Annotated in this window: 15 protein-coding genes, 2 pseudogenes and 1 riboswitch; of the genes and pseudogenes, 9 read left to right on the top strand and 8 right to left on the bottom strand. The window is 57.1% G+C overall.

All coding sequences use genetic code 11. From position 1 onward, the window contains the following. Position 1 precedes the first annotated feature (1 nt). Both panC and panD read left to right on the top strand, forming a co-directional pair. Positions 2-850: a pantoate--beta-alanine ligase gene (gene panC / locus ACP4CD_RS16295; protein ID WP_426991661.1), complete on the top strand. Its 849-nt coding sequence runs from the start codon at positions 2-4 to the stop codon at positions 848-850. 97 nt (positions 851-947) lie between these two features. Then, positions 948-1328: an aspartate 1-decarboxylase gene (panD, locus tag ACP4CD_RS16290; protein WP_064026534.1), complete on the top strand. Its 381-nt coding sequence runs from the start codon at positions 948-950 to the stop codon at positions 1326-1328. Positions 1329-1370: 42 nt separating this feature from the next. Here panD and fliW read toward each other — a convergent pair whose 3' ends face one another. After that, the gene (gene fliW / locus ACP4CD_RS16285; protein WP_064026476.1) at positions 1371-1829 is read right to left on the bottom strand and encodes a flagellar assembly protein FliW; all 459 of its coding nucleotides are present in this window, start codon (positions 1827-1829) and stop codon (positions 1371-1373) included. Between the two features lie 131 nt (positions 1830-1960). After that, positions 1961-2182, top strand: a riboswitch (cobalamin riboswitch). 110 nt (positions 2183-2292) lie between these two features. Between fliW and ACP4CD_RS16280 the strand changes: the two genes are divergently transcribed. From ACP4CD_RS16280 to cobD, 4 genes and pseudogenes are all read left to right on the top strand, one after another. Beyond that, entirely contained in the window at positions 2293-4158 is a 1866-nt protein-coding gene (locus tag ACP4CD_RS16280) for a TonB-dependent receptor domain-containing protein (protein WP_426991660.1), read from the top strand. Positions 4159-4177: 19 nt separating this feature from the next. Continuing rightward, complete coding sequence (locus tag ACP4CD_RS16275; RefSeq protein ID WP_426991659.1) at positions 4178-4750, top strand: hypothetical protein; 573 nt, start codon at positions 4178-4180, stop codon at positions 4748-4750. 157 nt (positions 4751-4907) lie between these two features. Further along, positions 4908-5824 (top strand): annotated as a pseudogene (gene cbiB / locus ACP4CD_RS16270) (adenosylcobinamide-phosphate synthase CbiB). Beyond that, positions 5817-6818, top strand: a complete 1002-nt coding sequence (gene cobD / locus ACP4CD_RS16265; protein WP_426991658.1) for a threonine-phosphate decarboxylase CobD — start codon at positions 5817-5819, stop codon at positions 6816-6818. The pseudogene cbiB and the gene cobD overlap by 8 nt, the downstream one beginning before the upstream one ends. Here cobD and ACP4CD_RS16260 read toward each other — a convergent pair. From ACP4CD_RS16260 to ACP4CD_RS16250, 3 genes and pseudogenes are all read right to left on the bottom strand, one after another. Continuing rightward, positions 6812-7723, bottom strand: coding sequence for an MBL fold metallo-hydrolase (locus ACP4CD_RS16260; RefSeq protein ID WP_426991657.1), 912 nt, complete (start codon positions 7721-7723; stop codon positions 6812-6814). The two genes, cobD and ACP4CD_RS16260, sit on opposite strands and share 7 nt — an antisense overlap. Positions 7724-7742: 19 nt before the next feature. Further along, entirely contained in the window at positions 7743-10499 is a 2757-nt protein-coding gene (polA, locus tag ACP4CD_RS16255; RefSeq protein WP_426991656.1) for a DNA polymerase I, read from the bottom strand. A 130-nt stretch (positions 10500-10629) separates the two neighbouring features. Beyond that, positions 10630-11879: pseudogene (locus tag ACP4CD_RS16250) on the bottom strand (dicarboxylate/amino acid:cation symporter). Positions 11880-12256: 377 nt separating this feature from the next. Between ACP4CD_RS16250 and mtgA the strand changes: the two are divergent. Further along, complete coding sequence (gene mtgA, locus ACP4CD_RS16245) at positions 12257-13036, top strand: monofunctional biosynthetic peptidoglycan transglycosylase (protein ID WP_426991655.1); 780 nt, start codon at positions 12257-12259, stop codon at positions 13034-13036. A gap of 17 nt (positions 13037-13053) precedes the next feature. Here mtgA and yjgA read toward each other — a convergent pair whose 3' ends face one another. Both yjgA and ACP4CD_RS16235 read right to left on the bottom strand, forming a co-directional pair. Then, positions 13054-13638, bottom strand: coding sequence for a ribosome biogenesis factor YjgA (yjgA, locus tag ACP4CD_RS16240; protein WP_064026462.1), 585 nt, complete (start codon positions 13636-13638; stop codon positions 13054-13056). 1 nt (position 13639) lies between these two features. Beyond that, positions 13640-13876 (bottom strand): hypothetical protein, encoded by a 237-nt coding sequence (locus ACP4CD_RS16235; protein ID WP_426991654.1) that lies wholly within the window; start codon positions 13874-13876, stop codon positions 13640-13642. Positions 13877-14303: 427 nt separating this feature from the next. Between ACP4CD_RS16235 and rdgC the strand changes: the two genes are divergently transcribed. Next, positions 14304-15215 (top strand): recombination-associated protein RdgC, encoded by a 912-nt coding sequence (rdgC, locus tag ACP4CD_RS16230; protein WP_071160101.1) that lies wholly within the window; start codon positions 14304-14306, stop codon positions 15213-15215. Further along, positions 15212-16174 (top strand): L,D-transpeptidase family protein, encoded by a 963-nt coding sequence (locus ACP4CD_RS16225; protein WP_064026458.1) that lies wholly within the window; start codon positions 15212-15214, stop codon positions 16172-16174. Before rdgC ends, ACP4CD_RS16225 begins: the two co-directional genes overlap by 4 nt. A gap of 81 nt (positions 16175-16255) precedes the next feature. Here ACP4CD_RS16225 and ACP4CD_RS16220 read toward each other — a convergent pair whose 3' ends face one another. Together ACP4CD_RS16220 and ACP4CD_RS16215 are read right to left on the bottom strand one after the other, a co-directional pair. Further along, entirely contained in the window at positions 16256-16534 is a 279-nt protein-coding gene (locus ACP4CD_RS16220) for an Lpp/OprI family alanine-zipper lipoprotein (RefSeq protein ID WP_082885413.1), read from the bottom strand. A gap of 85 nt (positions 16535-16619) precedes the next feature. Then, positions 16620-17171 (bottom strand): L,D-transpeptidase family protein, encoded by a 552-nt coding sequence (locus ACP4CD_RS16215; RefSeq protein WP_064026526.1) that lies wholly within the window; start codon positions 17169-17171, stop codon positions 16620-16622. Between the last annotated feature and the right edge of the window lie 64 nt (positions 17172-17235).

Here is a 17235-nt window from a genome sequence, read left to right as displayed (position 1 = left end):
GATGCAAACCGTCGAACGCATCGAAGCATTGCGAACGCTGCTGAAACCCTGGCGACGCGCGGATTTGAAAATTGCCTTCGTCCCGACGATGGGCAATCTGCACGCCGGACATCTCCGGCTGGTCGAGGCTGCCCGCCGTCATGCCGACAAGGTTGTGGTCAGTATTTTCGTGAATCCGACCCAGTTCGGTCCGACCGAAGATTTTGCCAGTTACCCGCGCACCGAAGCCGACGACTCGGCCAAGTTGAGCGAAGCCGGCGCCGATCTGCTGTTTCTGCCCGGCGTCGCGGAAATCTATCCGCGGGCTTCCCTGACGACTATCTCGGTTGCCGGTTTGTCGACCATCCATTGCGGCGCCAGCCGGCCCGGCCATTTCGACGGTGTGGCGTTGGTTGTCTGCAAATTGTTGAACATGGTTCAGCCCGATCTGCTGCTGCTTGGCGAAAAGGATTTTCAACAATTGACGCTGATTCGGCGCATGGTGGCCGATCTGAATCTACCGGTGGCAATCCAAGGTATCGCGACGGCGAGGGACGACGACGGCTTGGCGCTGAGTTCGCGTAACGGCTATTTGACGTCACCGCAGCGCGCTAGCGCGCCTGAGTTGTACCGATGTTTGCGGGCCGCTGGAGATGCGATACAGCGCGGCGAGCGCGATTTTGCCGGGATAGAAGCCGCCCAGTCGCTACGCCTGACACAAGCCGGGTTCGTGGTGGATTACTTTACGATTTGTCGCGCCGCCGATCTGGCGCCCGCCACTTCCGGCGACATGGATCTGGTGATTCTTGCCGCGGCCAAACTCGGCAATACCCGCTTGATCGACAACCTGGTTTGTCGTTCAAATGGTTGACGAGACAAGGCTTTCCGGCGATAAAGCCAATGCCGATATTTGATAGCCCGTTCAATTTCAGGCATAATCGCCATCCCTGTCTTCGAACTTGTTTACCATGCAAACCATCATGCTTAAAGCCAAGTTACACCGTGCGCGGGTAACGCATTCAGAACTGGATTACGAAGGATCCTGTGCGATTGACGGCAAGATTTTGGATTTTTCAGGGATTAGGGAATACGAGCAGATCCATATTTATAACGTCAACAATGGCGAACGCTTCACGACGTACGCGATTCGCGCTCAGGACGGCTCCGGTATTTTTTCGATCAACGGCGCGGCGGCTCGTTTGGCGTGTCCCGGCGATCTGATCATCGTCGCGGCTTACGTCAGTCTCGACGAAAAAGAGTTGAAAAACTATCAGCCGACGCTGGTGTATTTCGATGGCAATAACCACATCAGTCATTCCAGCCACGCCATTCCGGTACAAGCCGCATGACCTAAGCAACCGCCGCATTGCGTCGGCGGTTGCCGAAGGGCTTTACGCTTCCGATACGTCGATTTCGCTGACTTTCTCGGTTAGCGTGATGCTTTGTTCTATCGTCACCAAAACTTTCTGATAGCCGATGCGCTTGTTACTGTTGATCAGTAGCGGCGCTTTGATAGACCCCTTGATGGTCGGCTTGCCGTTTTCCTGTTCGTTATCCTTGTGCAGTAAAATCAAAATCAATAAATCGTCGCCTTCCTCGATCTTCAACAGCGCTTCTTCGTCGTCGGTCAGCGTGAAGTTGTAATTGATGTTGAAATGGGCCGGATGCGCGACCGAGAATGTCAATTCCGCGTTATCCACCGCTTGCAGCCAATAAACGATTTCGCTGCCTTCCTGATGAAACAGCTTGAAACGGGTTTGATCCTCGAAGCCAGGAATACCGCGCGGAAAGGTGATAATGGTGTCCGGATTGATGTCTTGGTTGCCTAGCAATTTCGATTGAATTTCCATGATCCCGCCAGTTTCTATTGAAGCCTTCTGAGCGGCTTCGTTGATAAATGCCCCAAGTTATAGCATGTAACCGGTGATTTGCAATCCTTACCGGGAGACTTGCCTTGCGCAAACGACTATTCCGGCCTAAAATCGCCTTCCCTCTTTCAGGTGTCCTGGACCGTATGGTCCGGCTTAAACAGGAAGTCGGTGAGCCGGTGTCATCCACCGTTCATGCCGACGCTGCCCCCGCAACGGTAGATAAGTCAAGAATTGCGAACAAGCCACTGTGCGATTGCGCATGGGAAGGCCGCAACTTCAGGCCGCTAAGGCCGCTTATGAGCCCGGAGACTGGCCCGAAAGATCATTCGAGACAGCGGAGGGCTGTTTACGGAATGGTCGCAGCCTGTCTACGCCTTTTTCGTGCCCCGTTCTCCTCTGTCGTTTTTATACCCCGAATGCGCGGTGGGCGCAGAGGACAACCATGCACAAACCTTACTATCCCTTGCTGGCGTTGGCGGGAGCCGGCACCGTATTTTCCGGGGCGACACCGGCCGAATCGAGCGTTAATTTGCCGGATACCGTCGTTACGGCGACTCGCACCGCCACGCTTACCGACGAACTCGCCAGCGCGACCACGGTATTTACACGCGCCGACATCGAGCAATCGCAAGTCAAAACCCTGCCCGATCTACTCAAAACCGCGCCCGGCCTGGACATTACTCAGAACGGCGGCTACGGTCAGCAAGCGAACGTCTATATGCGCGGCACTAATTCCGACCATATTTTGGTGTTGATCGACGGCATCAAGGCCGGTTCGGTCACTTTGGGCACCACGGCGTTTCAATGGTTGCCGATCGATCAAATCGAGCGGGTCGAAATTACCCGAGGACCGCAATCGGCGCTCTACGGTTCGGAAGCGATCGGCGGTGTCATTCAGATTTTCACCCGCAAGGGCGCTCGGTCCGAAACCCCCAGCATCAGTCTGGATGCCGGTGCCGGCTCGTTCGATACCGTCAACGGCGCGGGCTCTATCAGTGGCAAATGGGGCGACAACTGGTATAGCCTGGGCGCTTCCCACCTGGGCAGCCAAGGTTTCAATACCCGCAGTATCGGCACGGAAACCGATAGGGATGCCTATTACAACACCGGCCTGAACGCCCGTGTCGGCCATCGTTTTGCGAACAACGCGGAGGTCGAAGCCTTTTTCATGCGCGCCGAAGGCAAATCCGAATACGACGGCACACCGAATCGAACCGATTTCGTCAATCAAGTGGTCGGTACGACGGCCAGCTTCGACGTAATGGAACATTGGCGCTCGATATTCCGTTTCGGCCAGACCGAGGACAGGGCCGACAATTTCAACGCTAACGGCCAGTTCAACAGCCAATACAACACCACCCGCTGGAATGCCAGTTGGCAGAACGAATTTCGCCTGACCGAAGCTCATCGTCTGACCTTGGGTAGCGATTATCGCCTCGACGAAGTGCGCAGTTCGGTGAACTACAGCGAATCCTCGCGCTATGACGTCGGGGTATTCGCTGATTTGCACAGCCGGCTATTCGATCGCCATTTCATCAACGCGGCCTTACGCTGGGACGAGAACCAAGCCTTCGGCGACCGGGTGACCGGCAATTTCGGCTGGCGCTTTAATTGGGATTACGGTTTGAGCGCGTTCGCCAGTTTCGGCAACGCGTTCAAGGCGCCGACCTTCAATGACTTGTACTGGCCGCACAACCAGTCCGACTTTGCCGGCTTTACCTACATCACCGAGGGCAATCCGCGTCTGAGGCCCGAGGAATCGACGACCTTCGAAGCCGGTCTCGCTGGACAGCATGACTGGCTGAATTGGCAATTGCGCGCCTATCACACCAATATCGACAATCTAATCGATTGGGCCGGCGAAATCCTGAATTCGACCACCTATCGCTATCAGCCGCAAAACGTCGATAAAGCCCAAATCGACGGTCTCGAGGCGGAACTGGGCGGCCAATGGCTGGGTTGGCAAAATAAGTTGAGCATGAGCTTGCTCAGCCCGCGCAATCGCCAAACCAATCTGGATCTGGCCCGGCGCGCCGAGCAAAGTCTGTCTTATGATTTGTCGCGCTCGTTTGGTGCCGTCGACGTTGGCGGCCATGTGCTGGCGCAAGGCCATCGCTACGACGACCGGGCCAACACCCGGAAAGTCGACGGCTTCGTGACCGTGGACTTGCGCACCGCCTTCCACATCGACAAGCATTGGACGCTGAGCGCGAAATTGAACAATCTGCTGGATAAGCAATACCAAACCGTCGATACTTATAATACCGCCGGCCGGAACTTTTACTTTTCCGTACATTACAACAATTGATTTCCTTGGAGACCTCTCGATGACCATGCCTAGTTTTGCCGTCAAACCCGGTGCCGTCGCGTTGATGGCGCTGATGGCCGCCACCCGCTTTCACCATTTCGGCACGCCGTTCGCGCTACCCGATGCCTCGTTGGCGATTTTCTTTCTGGCCGGCTTATGGCTCGGCGGTCGCTATCTGTTCGCGCTGCTGTTGCTGGAAGCCGGGTTGATCGATTACCTGGCCATCACCAAGCTGGGCGTTAGCGATTTTTGCGTATCGCCCGCCTACGGATTTTTGATTCTTGCCTATGGAGCGATGTGGCTGGGCGGGAAGTGGTGCCGGCGATACAGCGGCCTTACCGCCGCCAATGTCGCACAGCGCTTCGCGGCGCTGGTCGTTTCGACATCGGCCGCCTTTTTGATTTCCAACGGCAGTTTCTACTGGTTGTCGGGCCGTCACGCCGAAACCTCGCTGGCTCAATATGCCGAAGGTTTAGCGAAATACTATCCATCCTATTTGTCGGCCACCCTGATTTACGGCATTGCGATTTTTGCGGCGGTCTCGGCCGTCAAGGTACTGTTAGCCCAGAAAGCGGCACGCGCGGCGATTTGACAGCCTTCGCGAGTGCTGCTCGCGATTCGGCCGCTAAGCGGTTTGGAGCGGTAATCCCGATTCACCGCTCCGCCGCTCGGTCAAGATTACATGATTCAGTTTTGCACCTGCCATCCCGAAAGGTCGGCCTCGCCGCATACCTTCATCCCTTAACCGCATGACCTTGACCCTGATCGTCCTTTTAGCCGTCGGGCTGGACCGCTGCCTGGGCGAGCCGCGCAATGCGTTGCATCCGTTGGCGGCATTCGGCCGCTGGGCCGGCATCCTGGAACGAAGTTGGCTCGATCTGGCCGCCTCCCCGGCCAAGCAACGCGGGGCAGGCATCCTGGCTTTGCTAGGCGCGGTGGCGCCGGCGTTGTCGTGCTTGTTGGCGCTTCCGGCGATACCGGCACTGCAAGCCGGATTGGCGGTCGCGATCCTGTATTTTTGCATCGCCGCCCGTAGCCTGGAGCAACACGCCACGGCCGTTGCCTCTGCTTTGGAAGCCGGCGACTTGGCATTGGCCCGGCAACGGGTCGGTTACATCGTCAGCCGTCAAACCCAAACAATGTCCGAGGAAGACGTGCGGCGAGCCGTAATCGAATCGGTATTGGAGAACGGCGCCGACGCGGTATTCGCGCCGCTGTTCTGGTTTGTACTGGCCGGCCCGGCCGGGGCGGTCGTTTATCGGCTGGTCAACACCCTGGATGCGATGTGGGGCTACCGGAATACTCGCTATCGGTATTTCGGCTGGCCGCGGCGCGTTTCGACGATGCGTTGAACTGGCTGCCGGCGCGGCTGACTGCGTTGAGCTATGCGGCGTTGGCCGACACGGGACGGGCACTACGCGCGTGGCTGCAATTCGCGCCGTTACTGGATAGTCCGAACGCCGGTCCGGTGATGAGCGCCGGCGCCGGCGCGTTGAATCTGCGGTTGGGCGGTCCCGCCGTCTATCACGGCCAGCTCAAGCAAAAACCCTGGTTCGGCGGCGACAGATCGCCCGAGTTGGCCGACATTGCCCGCGCTTGCGGCTTGGTGCAACGAACTTTGTGGTTGTGGCTGGCGGCGATCGCGCTGGGAGACTACCTTGCTTGAGCACGGCGGCCGATTGCGCCGGGCCGCTCGGTATTACGGCATACCGCTGGCCGATTGGCTGGATTTGTCCACCGGCCTGAACCCAAACGGCTGGCCGGTGCCGGCCATTCCGGCCGAATGCTGGCAACGCCTGCCCGAGGATGACGACGAATTGCCGGATGCCGCGCGTCGTTACTACGGGAATCCCCACATTCTGGCGGTGGCCGGTTCCCAGGCCGCGATTCAAGCCTTGCCGTCGTTGCGCCCGCCGGGGCGAGTCGGCGTACTGCATCCGGCTTACGCCGAACACGCCGCCAATTGGCAACGCGCCGGCCACCCATTAGTCGTGTTGAGCGAAGCGGACATCGAACCGGCACTGGACGACTTGGACGTGCTGATTGTGGTCAATCCGAATAATCCGACCGGTAAGTTATGGCAGCCGGCCCAATTGCTGGCTTGGCAAATTCGTCTCGCCGAGCGCGGCGGCTGGCTGATCGTTGACGAGGCGTTCATGGACAGCCGGCCCGAATCGAGTTTGGCGGGCTTGCCGGTGCGGCCGGGCTTGATCGTGCTGCGCTCGCTGGGCAAGTTTTTCGGGTTGGCCGGCCTGCGTTGCGGTTTCGCGATCGCCGAAGCGGACTTGCTGGCCAGACTGGCGGAAACGCTGGGGCCGTGGCCGATCAGCCATCCCGGCCGCTATGTCGCGACTCAGGCCTTGGCCGATACGGTTTGGCGGCAGGCGACCATCCGGCACTTGCATAGCCAGGCGGCTCGGCTGGCGGCGTTGCTGAGCGACCACGGCTGGCCACCCGACGGCGGATGCGATTTGTTTCAATGGCTGCGTTGCCCGGCGGCGCCGGCCTTGCACGCCGCGCTGGCCGAGCATGGCATTTTGACCCGTTTGTTCACCGAACCGGATGGCCTACGTTTCGGCTTACCGGGCGACGAGGCGGCCTGGCAGCGACTGAGTCTGACCTTGGCCCGGCCGGAAATTCAAGCATTGCGCCGTTACTGAGCCTCGTGCCGCGAGGCGGCCGGCGCCAACTGATATTCCTCGCCTTCCTTGGCCAGATAAATTGGCGGCTCGCTGCCGATGTTTTGCAGGATGGCGTTATAAATCGATTCCAGATCGGCGTCGCCGCGCGTTGGCTCGTGGTGGGTCAGAAACAGGCGCTTGGCGGCGGCCTGCTTGGCATGCGCTATCGCCGAGGCATAGGTGCCGTGGCCCCAGCCGCGCCGATGGGCGTATTCGGTTTCGGTGTACGACGAATCGATAATCAGCGCATCTACTCCGCTCATCGCGGCGATAACTTCGGCCAGTTTTTGTTCGGTCAAATCCTGCATTGCTTGAAAGCCGGGATGGTCGCCGCAGTAGGGATTGGTCGGCGGTTCGTAGTCGCCGGTAAAGAACAGCGAGCTGCCGTCGGCATCCTCGATCCGATAACCGAAGTTATAGACCGGGTGGTTCAAGACCGTCGGCGTGACTTTCACCCCGCCAACCGCCATCGTTTCGCCGGCTTTTAGCGTGAAATAGCGGATGTCGGCTTGCAACTGGGCTTCGCTGATCGGGAAATAGCTGTGTTGCAATTGCACGTTCATCGCCCGCTCTATGCCTTGCTGGGTGAAGGGATCGAGTCCGCCGTAGATGTTGATGCGATTGCCGGCCTTGAACATCGGCAGAAAGAAGGGTAGGCCCTGGATGTGGTCCCAATGGGTATGGGTAATCAGAATGTGCGCGGTCAGCGGCTGACGGCTCTCCAGGCTCTGAGCCAGCGCGTGGATGCCGGTGCCGGCGTCGAGAATGATCAAGTCCCCGGACGAGCTGGCGATTTCGATACAGGTGGTATTGCCGCCGTATTTGACCGTATTCGGGCCGGGGGTCGCGATGGAGCCTCTGACACCCCAGAATTTGACTTTCAACGCCCGTCTCCCATGCCGATCAATGCGCCTCGTCCCAATTCGCGCCGGTTCCGGCTTCCACGAGCAGGGGCACGGCCAACTCGGCGGCGTTGGACATGATGGCGACGATTTGGGCGATGCTGGCGTCGAGCTGGGTTTCGGCCACTTCGAACACCAATTCGTCGTGTACCTGCATGATCATGTTCAGGTCGGCGCCGCTGGTTTCTATCCAGTGATGGCAGGCGATCATCGCCCGTTTGATAATGTCGGCGGCGCTGCCCTGCATCGGCGCGTTGATCGCGGTGCGCTCGGCATATTGGCGCTGGGCGGCGTTGCGGGCGTTGATGTCCGGCAAATACAGGCGGCGACCGAAGATCGTTTCGACGTAGCCAAGGCGCTTGGCCTGTTCGCGGATGTCGTCCATGTAGCGTTTGACGCCGGGATAGCGGCTGAAATACAGATCGATGTAGGACTGGGCCTGATTGCGCGGCAGACCCAACTGTTGCGCCAGACCGAAGGCCGACATGCCGTAGATCAAGCCGAAATTGATGGCCTTGGCCGAACGGCGCAAATCGTGGGTAACTTGGTCCGGCGCGACTTCGAACACTTCGGCGGCGGTGGCGCGGTGAACGTCTTCGCCGTCGGCAAAGGCTTTCAGCAAGCCGGCGTCGCCGGACAAATGCGCCATGATCCGCAGTTCGATCTGCGAATAGTCGGCGGCGACGATTTTATAGCCGGGTGGAGCGATGAAGGCCTGGCGAATTTTGCGGCCCTCTTCGCTACGGATCGGAATGTTCTGCAGATTGGGATCGGTGGACGACAGCCGGCCGGTCGCCGCGACCGCCTGATGGTAGGAGGTATGCACCCGGCCTGTCTTAGGATTGATCTGTTGCGGCAGTTTGTCGGTATACGTCGATTTCAGCTTGCTCATGCCCCGATGCTCCAAAATCACTCGCGGCAACGGATAATCGATTGCCAGTTCCTGCAGCACCGATTCATCGGTGGACGGCTGGCCTTTCGGCGTCTTCTTAAGTACCGGCAATTTTTGGCGGTCGTACAGAATTTCCTGGATTTGCTTGGGCGAGCCCAGGTTGAAGGTCGAACCGGCCAGATCGTGGGCCTGGATTTCCAGGCCTATCATCCGATCGGCGAGTTCCTGGCTTTGCTGCGCCAGCATATCGCTATCGATCAACACGCCGTTGGCTTCGATGCGGGTCAACACGTCGATCAGCGGCACTTCGATCTCGTTATACAGCGCCCAAAGACCGGGTTGCCGTTGCAATTGCGCCGACAAGGTTTGGTGCAAACGCAAGGTGATGTCGGCGTCTTCGGCGGCATACTCGGTGGCTTGGTCGATGGCGACCTCGGCAAAGCCGATCTGCTTGGCACCCTTGCCGCACACGTCTTCGAAATGAATGGTTTCGACGCCGAGGTAGTGCTTGGCTAGGTCGTCCATATTGTGCTTGGTGGCGGTACTATTGAGTACGTAGGATTCCAGCATCGTATCGTGGCGGATGCCGCGCAACGCGATGCCGTGGTTGGCCAGCACGTGGGCGTCGTATTTCAGGTTTTGGCCGAGCTTGGCTTTCGCGGGATCTTCCAACAGTGGCCGCAAGGCCGCCAACACACTTTCCCGGTCGAGTTGGGCCGGCGCGTCCGGATAATCGTGCGCCAACGGCAAATAGGCGGCCCGACCGGCTTCCACCGCGAACGAGACGCCGACGATTTGCGCGTCGCTGTAATTCAGGCCGCTGGTTTCGGTGTCGAACGCAAACAGATCGGCTCGCGCGAGCGCCGCCAGCCAGGACTCGAAATCGGCTTGATCGAGGATGGTTTGATACTCTCTGCTCAACGCGGCGGCGGATTCGGAGCTTGCTCCAGCGTTTCCGTCCAGGCTCTCCGCAATGTCGGAAACCGCGGTAGTCGAAGGCGCGGCGTCGCCGTTCAAGGTCTTTAGCCAGCTGCTGAAGCCGAGTTGCCCCAACTGGTTTTTCAGGGCCGGGATGTTCGGTTCCTTGCGTTTCAGGTCGTCCAGCGTGTAGTGCAGCGCCACGTCGCATTTGATCGTGGTTAGCTCGCGCGATAGCGGCAACTGACCCAGCGCGTCGCGGAGGTTGTCGCCGATTTTGCCTTTGATGTCGGAGGCGTGGGCGATCAGATTGTCCAGCGTACCGTATTCCTGCAACCACTTGGCGGCGGTCTTCGGGCCAACCTTGGGCACGCCGGGAATGTTATCGACCGCGTCGCCCATCAAGGCCAGATAATCGATGATTTGCTCGGGCTTGACGCCGAATTTGTCGATCACGCCGGCGATGTCCATCCGGGTATTGGTCATTGAATTTTCCAGGATGATTTGATCGTTGACCAATTGCGCCATGTCCTTGTCACCGGTGGAAATGACGACCTGGAAGCCCTGGCGGGCCGCGCTTTGCGCCAAGCAGCCCAACACGTCGTCGGCCTCGACGCAGTGCTCGATAATCAGCGGCAGCCCCAGCGCCCGAATCAGTTCGTGCAAGGGTTGGATTTGCACCCGCAAATCGTCCGGCATCGGCGGGCGATGGGCCTTGTATTGCTCGTACATGTCGTGGCGAAAAGTCTTGCCCGGCGCGTCGAACACCACCGCGAAATACGGCGTGTTGTAATCGTTGATCAGTTTGCGCAGCATGTTGGAAACGCCGTAAATCGCGTTGGTCGGTTCGCCTTGCGCATTGGTCAGCGGCGGAACGGCATGAAAGGCGCGGAACAGGAACGACGAACCGTCGACCAGGATCAGTTTTTGTGTGGCGGAATCGGACATGTGAGCTTATCGGCGCAAAGATTCGGGCAACGATACAGGGCCGAATCAGGCCCTGCAAGTGTTGAATATCACAGACCGGTGGCGATTGGCGCGAAACTCGCGTGTTGCGCGGCATATCCCGGCCGGCGGCTTACTCGGCTTCGGCCGGTTCGGGCTGGTTCACCAAGGCGGCGATCACCAAATCGCCGCTAACGTTTAGGGTAGTCCGGCACATGTCCAAGAAACGGTCCACGCCCAGGATCAGCCCCATGCCTTCGGCCGGAATGCCGACCTGTTGCGTCAAAATCATAATCAGCGGCAGCGAGCCGCCCGGTACGCCGGCGGTGCCGATGCCGGCCAATATCGCCATCATCACGACTCTAACCTGTTCGGCCATCGACAGATCGACCCCGTAGACCTGGGCCAGGAACAGCACGGTAATGCCCTCGAACAGCGCGGTGCCGTTTTGATTGGCGGTCGAACCTATCGTCAGCACGAAGCGGGCGATTTCCGGTTTGATCGCCAAATCGCGCTCGGCCAGTTCCAGCGAGCGCGGCAGTGTGGCATTGGACGACGCAGTCGCGAAAGCGTATAGATAGACTTCCCGACAATCCCGAAAAACGCCAGCGGCGACCGCTGGGTAAAGGTTTTCAACAATGCCGAATACACCAGGGCTTGCTGCAGCAGCAAGCCGCCGACGACAACGGCCACGTAAAATCCCAGCGACACCAAAATGTGGTGGCCGAATTTGAAAGTCGATTGAAACACCAACGCGAATACCGCCAACGGCGCCAGACGCATCGCCCAATCGACGACGACCAAGCTGGCGGTATAGCTTTCTTCCAGCAATTCGACCCAACGCGACGCCTTGCCGGCCGTGATCGCGGCCAAGGCCGCGCCGAACACCAGCGAGAAAAACATCAGCGCCAGCATTTCGCCTTCCAACGCTTGCGAGGCGGTCGCGAATGGATTCTTGGGAATAATATCCAACAAGGTTTGTTCGATGGGTTTGGCTTGTTCGGCGTTTCGGCGGATGCCGCCGACCGCCGTGGTTTCGCCGTTTTGGGGAATTTCGACGCCGACACCGGGTTCGGCGATATTCACCAGAGTGATGCCGATCGCAACCGATGCGGAACTGGCCAACAACGTGAACAGCAGCGTGCGCCGCGCCACCCGCGCCAGGCCGTGGTGGCTGCTGAGTTGGAATACCCCCAGTATCAGGCCGCTGACGACCATCGGCACCACGACCATGAAAATCAGCCGCAAAAAGATTTGCCCCAACGGTTCCAGCACATAGCGAACGCTCAGTTGCAGCGGCAACCAGCCTGCGTATTCGTGGCCGATCAATCCGGCCGCGGCGCCCAGTACGAGGCCAAGTAACAAGCGATGGTGATTTTTCATGGCGGTCTAGGACGAAATCGCAAAGTTCGGATGATACTGCGAATCGGCGCGAGGACCGAGATTGGATTGTTATGTTTGGGAATGGGTGCGGATGGCACGATGGGTCGTCCCTGCCTGGATAAAAGCCGATGTCCAAGCTTTTATCCAGGTATTCCTTGGCGTCGTTGTTTTCCATGTTCACGGGGGAGAGAACTTAACATCCTTGATGCCGCCTTTAATTTAGCAAGTGGTATGCCAAAACAACCAGGCCAAGCGCGATGCGCCATGCCTAGGTCGATCGACACGGAATTCGTTAAAAACTATGTTAAATTCCGTAAAAAATACAAATCGTAGCGGCATTTCCCGCACTTCGGTCGCTCTGGCGCGAATCATGGATAATGTCCGGGAAATTTACCGCCGCCGAACTTAGCTTGAGACATTTCCGACATCCCGAACGTTACCGCACCCCGGCCCGCCGCTTTCGGCCGGCCGCGGCTTCATCTTGGTGGCGTTCTCTGAAACGGGGATTCGGCTATGCGCTTGCCGCTTTCGTCGTGGGGTCGGTGCTGAGCGTCGCGGTATTGCGCTACTTACCGCCGCCAACCTCGGCTTTCATGTTGAACCGGCATTGGGAAGATTGGCAGGCAGGCAAGGACTATCGGCCGATCTCCCAGCAGTGGGTCGACGGCGGGCGTATATCCCCGCATGCCTATGCGGCGGTGGTGGCTTCGGAAGATCAATTGTTTTTTCAGCACAACGGCTTCGATGTCGAGGCGATCGGCAAGGCATGGTCGCACCATGCGCGCGGTGGCAAGCTGCGGGGCGCCAGCACGATCAGTCAGCAAGTCGCGAAAAATTTGTTTCTGAGTCCGGCCCGAAATTGGACCAGAAAGGCACTGGAGATTTGGTTTACCGTGCTGATCGAGGCGTTCTGGAGCAAACAGCGGATACTCGAGATCTATTTGAACATTGCCGAATTCGGCGATCATTTATTCGGCGTCGAAGCGGCCAGCCGCCGTTATTTCGGCGTTCCCGCCCAACAGATGACGCCGGCGCAAGCCGCATTGTTGGCCGCGACGCTGCCGAATCCTCTACTGCTGAAAGCCGATAGACCCAGCGCTTATGTCGCTAGGCGGCAGAGCTGGATATTGGCGCAAATGCGCGTGGCGGGTCGCTGAGGCGGACCCGTTCGGGCTCATTCGATGCTTTCGGTGTCGTCGTCGGATTCGCTTTGGTAGGCCGCGCCGGCATCGGCGATCAGCTGTTTCAAGTATTGATACAGCTGCCTTGCGGCCTTCGGCGGTTTGCCATCCTTCGCTTCTTTCTGAGCATTGCGTTGCAACTGACGCAGATGCTGGGTGTCGGCGTCCGGATATTCGCCGACCAATTCGGTAATTTGACCGTTACCGGAGTCGGCCAATAATGCGTCGCGCCAGCGTTCGGCCTGGTGGTGCTCGCGCACCGCATGGGCGCTGCGGTTTTTGAGGCGGTCCAGCTTTTCGCGGATCGCGTCGGTATCGAGCTCGCGCATCCGCGCGGTGATGTATTTCAGCAGACGCTTCTTGGCGGCGTTTTGCCCCATTTTGCCGGCATCACGCAAGGCTTGCTCTATCGGTTCCGGCAGCTCGAATTCGGCGATTTGGGCTGCCGACAAGCCACAGATTTCCTCGGCCATCGCAAACACTTCGGCGATTTCCTTTTTGATGCGCGTCTTGTTTGGGCGTACCGCGTAATACTCGACTTCGTCGTCTTCGTCTTCCAGATAAAATTCTTCGTTCATTTCAAACCATTGCGATGAGGAACAGCACAAACATCACGACCATGACGAGCGGCACGATCAAGCCGCCCCAGTCGGATGGTGCTTGCCGGCTGCGGGCCAACGCGGCTTTGATGCCGGGTTGCATCCAGAATAAAATCAAAAGCGCCATGGCGCCAATCAGCAGATTTTCCCAAGTGGAAAGCATGGTGTCGCCCCAGTTACGGCCGATAGACGGCGGCCGGAGTGCCGTGTTCGGCATATCTTAACAAACCTGATGGAAAGCCATGGTCAGGTTTTGTCCGGCGCTTTAGGATAGTCAGGGAGTTGTCGCCGATAAATGATTGCCCCGGCAGGGAAAAGTCCGGATAGTCACAGAAGCTGTGGATAAGTCTGTGAGTTGAGCGGCGATTTCCGGTCGAATTCCCCGGTTTTCCTGAAGCGAGCTTAAATTGTACAGAAATTGGCCAATAAAAATACATTATTTATCAATGGCTTGTCTTTACTCTTTTGAATTCAACGAGTTATTTTGTCAAGCTTTTTTACAGTCTCGTCTTTAATGGCTAAATGTGAATAACTGATAATGAAGCGATCCGTCCGACTTGGACGATTCGGCGGTTTCCCCAATTGGCCAGTTCTAAGGATTCAACAAATTTGCGATAATGGCCGGTTTTTGACAGAGTCTTTTCATGTGGTTTAAGAATCTTGCCGTCTATCGGTTTTCCGAGCCGTTCGAGTTGTCCGCCGACGCCGTGCAACAAAAACTGGCTGAGTCTCCTTTCAAGCCATGTGGTAGCCACGACACCTTCAGTTTCGGCTGGACTTCGCCGTTGGGGCGGGCGTCCGACGACCTCGCGCACGTCAACAATGGCTTTTTGATGGTTTGCGCCAAGAAAGAGGAAAAGGTGGTTCCCGGTTCGGTCGTTAACGAGATGCTACAGGATCGGATTACTGAAATCGAAGAGCGCGAAGCTCGCAAACTGCCGGCCAAGGAACGCAGTCGGCTGAAGGACGAATTAATTTTTGATTTATTGCCGAGAGCCTTTTCCTTTTCCAAAAAGACCTATGCCTACATCGACAGTCGAGGTGGTTGGCTGGTTGTTGACGCTGCCTCGGCGAAGAAAGCCGAGGACTTATTGAGCCTGTTACGCAAATGCCTGGGCTCGTTGCCGGTGACGCCGATTGCCGGCAACGGCATGGCCTCCAGCGTGATGACCCGGTGGCTGCTATCAAACCAAGCCCCTGGTGACATTGTCATCGAAGACGAATGCGAATTGCGATCACCCGAGGAAGAGGGCGCAATTATTCGCTGCAAGCGCCACGACCTGGGTTTGCCGGAGATCAAAAATCATTTGGATACCGGAAAACAAGTCATTAAATTAGCGATGAATTGGACGGATAGGCTATCGTTTGTGCTCGACGAGAATTTGGCGATTAAGCGCCTGAAATTCCTGGATTTAGTGCAGGAACAAGCCGCGAATATCGAGGCGTTCGACGAAGTCGAGCAATTCGATGCCGATTTTTCGATTATGACCGCGGAACTTGCCCAGTTCCTGCCGCGTCTGCTCGAATTATTTAACGTTGAAGGTAAGGTTCAATGAAAACCCGATTATTGATAAGCCTGTTGATAGGTGTGGTCGCGGCCGTCCCGTCGGCCTCGGCCTTGACCTTGCCGCCGCCGGACCGGCCCGGCGATAGCCTGATCGGCAATCCGCCGCACGAGGTCAAATATGTTGCGGCCAAACAAGAAGACACGTTGATCGATATCGCCGTCAATTTCAGGCTGGGGCAGGATCAAATTGTGTTGGCCAACCCTTACGTCGACCGCTGGTTGCCGGGCGCCGGCGCTCAGGTGCGTATTCCCAGCAGTTTTTTACTGCCTAATGCGCCCCGCGAAGGGATTGTGATCAATTTGCCGGAAATGCGAATTTACTACTTTCCGGACGCTACCAAGGTAGTGACGTATGCGATCGGCATAGGCAGGGAGGACGACTGGAAAACGCCGCTTGGCAAAACCCGGATTCTCGGTAAAACCGAGCGGCCATCGTGGACGCCGCCTAAATCCATCATTGCCGAACATTTGGCCGATGGCGATGTTCTGGAGCCGTATTACCCGCCCGGTCCCGACAACCCGTTGGGGTTGTACGCGTTTCGCCTGGGCATTCCCGGTTATTTGATCCATAGCACCAACAAAACCAATGGCGTCGGCATGCGCGTCAGCCATGGCTGCATCAGGATGTATCCCGCCGATATTGAGCAGTTCTTCCCGATGGTGAAAACCGGTACCACGGTCAATATTGTCAATCAGCCGATCAAGGTTGGCTGGTATCACGATACCTTGTATCTGGAAACCTATCCGCAAATGGAAGAGACGCCCGCGACTTTCGAGCAACGCTTGCATGTGGCATTGGATTTAATCGAACAAGCCAATGGCGGCAAGATGCCGGTCATCAAGGGGGCGATTTTGAAAGCCGCTCTCGAAAAAGCCAGCGGCATTCCGATTGCGATTTACGAGAGACCCGTGCAAACGCCGGCTATCGTACAAAGTCAGGCGCACTGACCGCTAACTCGGGACAACAAAAAAAGCCCGTGAACCTTTCGGTTCACGGGCTTTTTTAATCGGCAACTCAAATAATAAAGCTTATTTGTGTTGTGATTTTTTGAACATGCGGTCCAATTTGCTGTTGGTGTCTTGAGCATATTGAGCGGCACGGTTAGCAGCAGCTTCGGCAGCGGCAGCTTTAGCAGCGGCTTCGGCAGCGGCAGCTTTGGCGGAAGCGGCGTCAGCAGAGGCAGCGGAAACTTGTGGTTTCAGGCTGTCGATTTGACCTTGCAGGTTTTCGATATCTGAAGTGCTGGCGCAACCAGTAGCCAGAGCTGCAACGGCAACAACTGCTGATAATTTAATGGCTTTCATCATGGTGTTTTCCCCTTGATTGTGGTTTCAAAAAATAAAATGAAAAAACGGTGGCAATTGTCCAACATTTTTTTGGTTTTTACCAACATTATTTCACGGTGACAAGCGTCCCTTTTTCCACCCATTGACTTAACAAGTCTATTTGTTCGTTAGTCAATGCGATACATCCGTGTGTCCAGTTTGTGGTTTTATGAATGGCGAGATTGGCACTACCCAAGCCATGGATACCAATCTGACCTCCCAATTCGGTGTTTTGCGGCGGAATTTGGCCGGCAGTATGCGCCCGGGCGATGGCTTCGTAGGTGCCCAAATCGATTTTGCCTTGTTTCAAGGCTTCGTCGGCGTGGTCGACATCCGGATAGGTCAAGCCGAAAAACTTACGAAACGAGCTTTTCTGATTGATCCAGCCGATACGGTAGTTGCCGAGCGGTGTCACATCGTCGCCGCGATGGCTTTTCTTGCCCGCGCCGCTACGGCCTATGGCGATATTTTCCAGCACGGCAAGCGTTTTTTCGCCTTTCTTGACCTCCATGTTCAGCTTTTCGGTATCGACCAGCAGCCAGACGTCCGACGCCAGACTTACCGAGGACCCTAGACAGCCAATTAGGACAAAAACCTTCGATAATTTTTTCTTCAGCATGGCAATCTGTAAATAACCGGGGTTTTGGTGTAATTTAACCCTTTCGAAACGCGGTAAAACAAAG

The organism is Methylomonas stagni (assembly GCF_050154735.1).
GTDB classification, from domain to species: Bacteria; Pseudomonadota; Gammaproteobacteria; order Methylococcales; family Methylomonadaceae; genus Methylomonas; species Methylomonas koyamae_A.
Note: the sequence above shows the minus strand (reverse complement) of the source record. Positions and strands in the feature narration are given on the sequence as shown.

Excerpts from the sequence above, each read along its gene's own strand:
- panC (WP_426991661.1), top strand. The coding sequence starts at position 2 with ATGCAAACCGTCGAACGCATCGAAGCATTGCGAACGCTGCTGAAACCC.
- fliW (WP_064026476.1), bottom strand. The coding sequence starts at position 1,829 with ATGGAAATTCAATCGAAATTGCTAGGCAACCAAGACATCAATCCGGAC.
- ACP4CD_RS16215 (WP_064026526.1), bottom strand. The coding sequence starts at position 17,171 with ATGCTGAAGAAAAAATTATCGAAGGTTTTTGTCCTAATTGGCTGTCTA.
- panD (WP_064026534.1), top strand. The coding sequence starts at position 948 with ATGCAAACCATCATGCTTAAAGCCAAGTTACACCGTGCGCGGGTAACG.
- ACP4CD_RS16235 (WP_426991654.1), bottom strand. The coding sequence starts at position 13,876 with ATGCCGAACACGGCACTCCGGCCGCCGTCTATCGGCCGTAACTGGGGC.
- ACP4CD_RS16225 (WP_064026458.1), top strand. The coding sequence starts at position 15,212 with ATGAAAACCCGATTATTGATAAGCCTGTTGATAGGTGTGGTCGCGGCC.
- ACP4CD_RS16275 (WP_426991659.1), top strand. The coding sequence starts at position 4,178 with ATGACCATGCCTAGTTTTGCCGTCAAACCCGGTGCCGTCGCGTTGATG.
- ACP4CD_RS16280 (WP_426991660.1), top strand. The coding sequence starts at position 2,293 with ATGCACAAACCTTACTATCCCTTGCTGGCGTTGGCGGGAGCCGGCACC.
- rdgC (WP_071160101.1), top strand. The coding sequence starts at position 14,304 with ATGTGGTTTAAGAATCTTGCCGTCTATCGGTTTTCCGAGCCGTTCGAG.
- polA (WP_426991656.1), bottom strand. The coding sequence starts at position 10,499 with ATGTCCGATTCCGCCACACAAAAACTGATCCTGGTCGACGGTTCGTCG.
- yjgA (WP_064026462.1), bottom strand. The coding sequence starts at position 13,638 with ATGAACGAAGAATTTTATCTGGAAGACGAAGACGACGAAGTCGAGTAT.
- mtgA (WP_426991655.1), top strand. The coding sequence starts at position 12,257 with ATGTCCGGGAAATTTACCGCCGCCGAACTTAGCTTGAGACATTTCCGA.
- ACP4CD_RS16220 (WP_082885413.1), bottom strand. The coding sequence starts at position 16,534 with ATGATGAAAGCCATTAAATTATCAGCAGTTGTTGCCGTTGCAGCTCTG.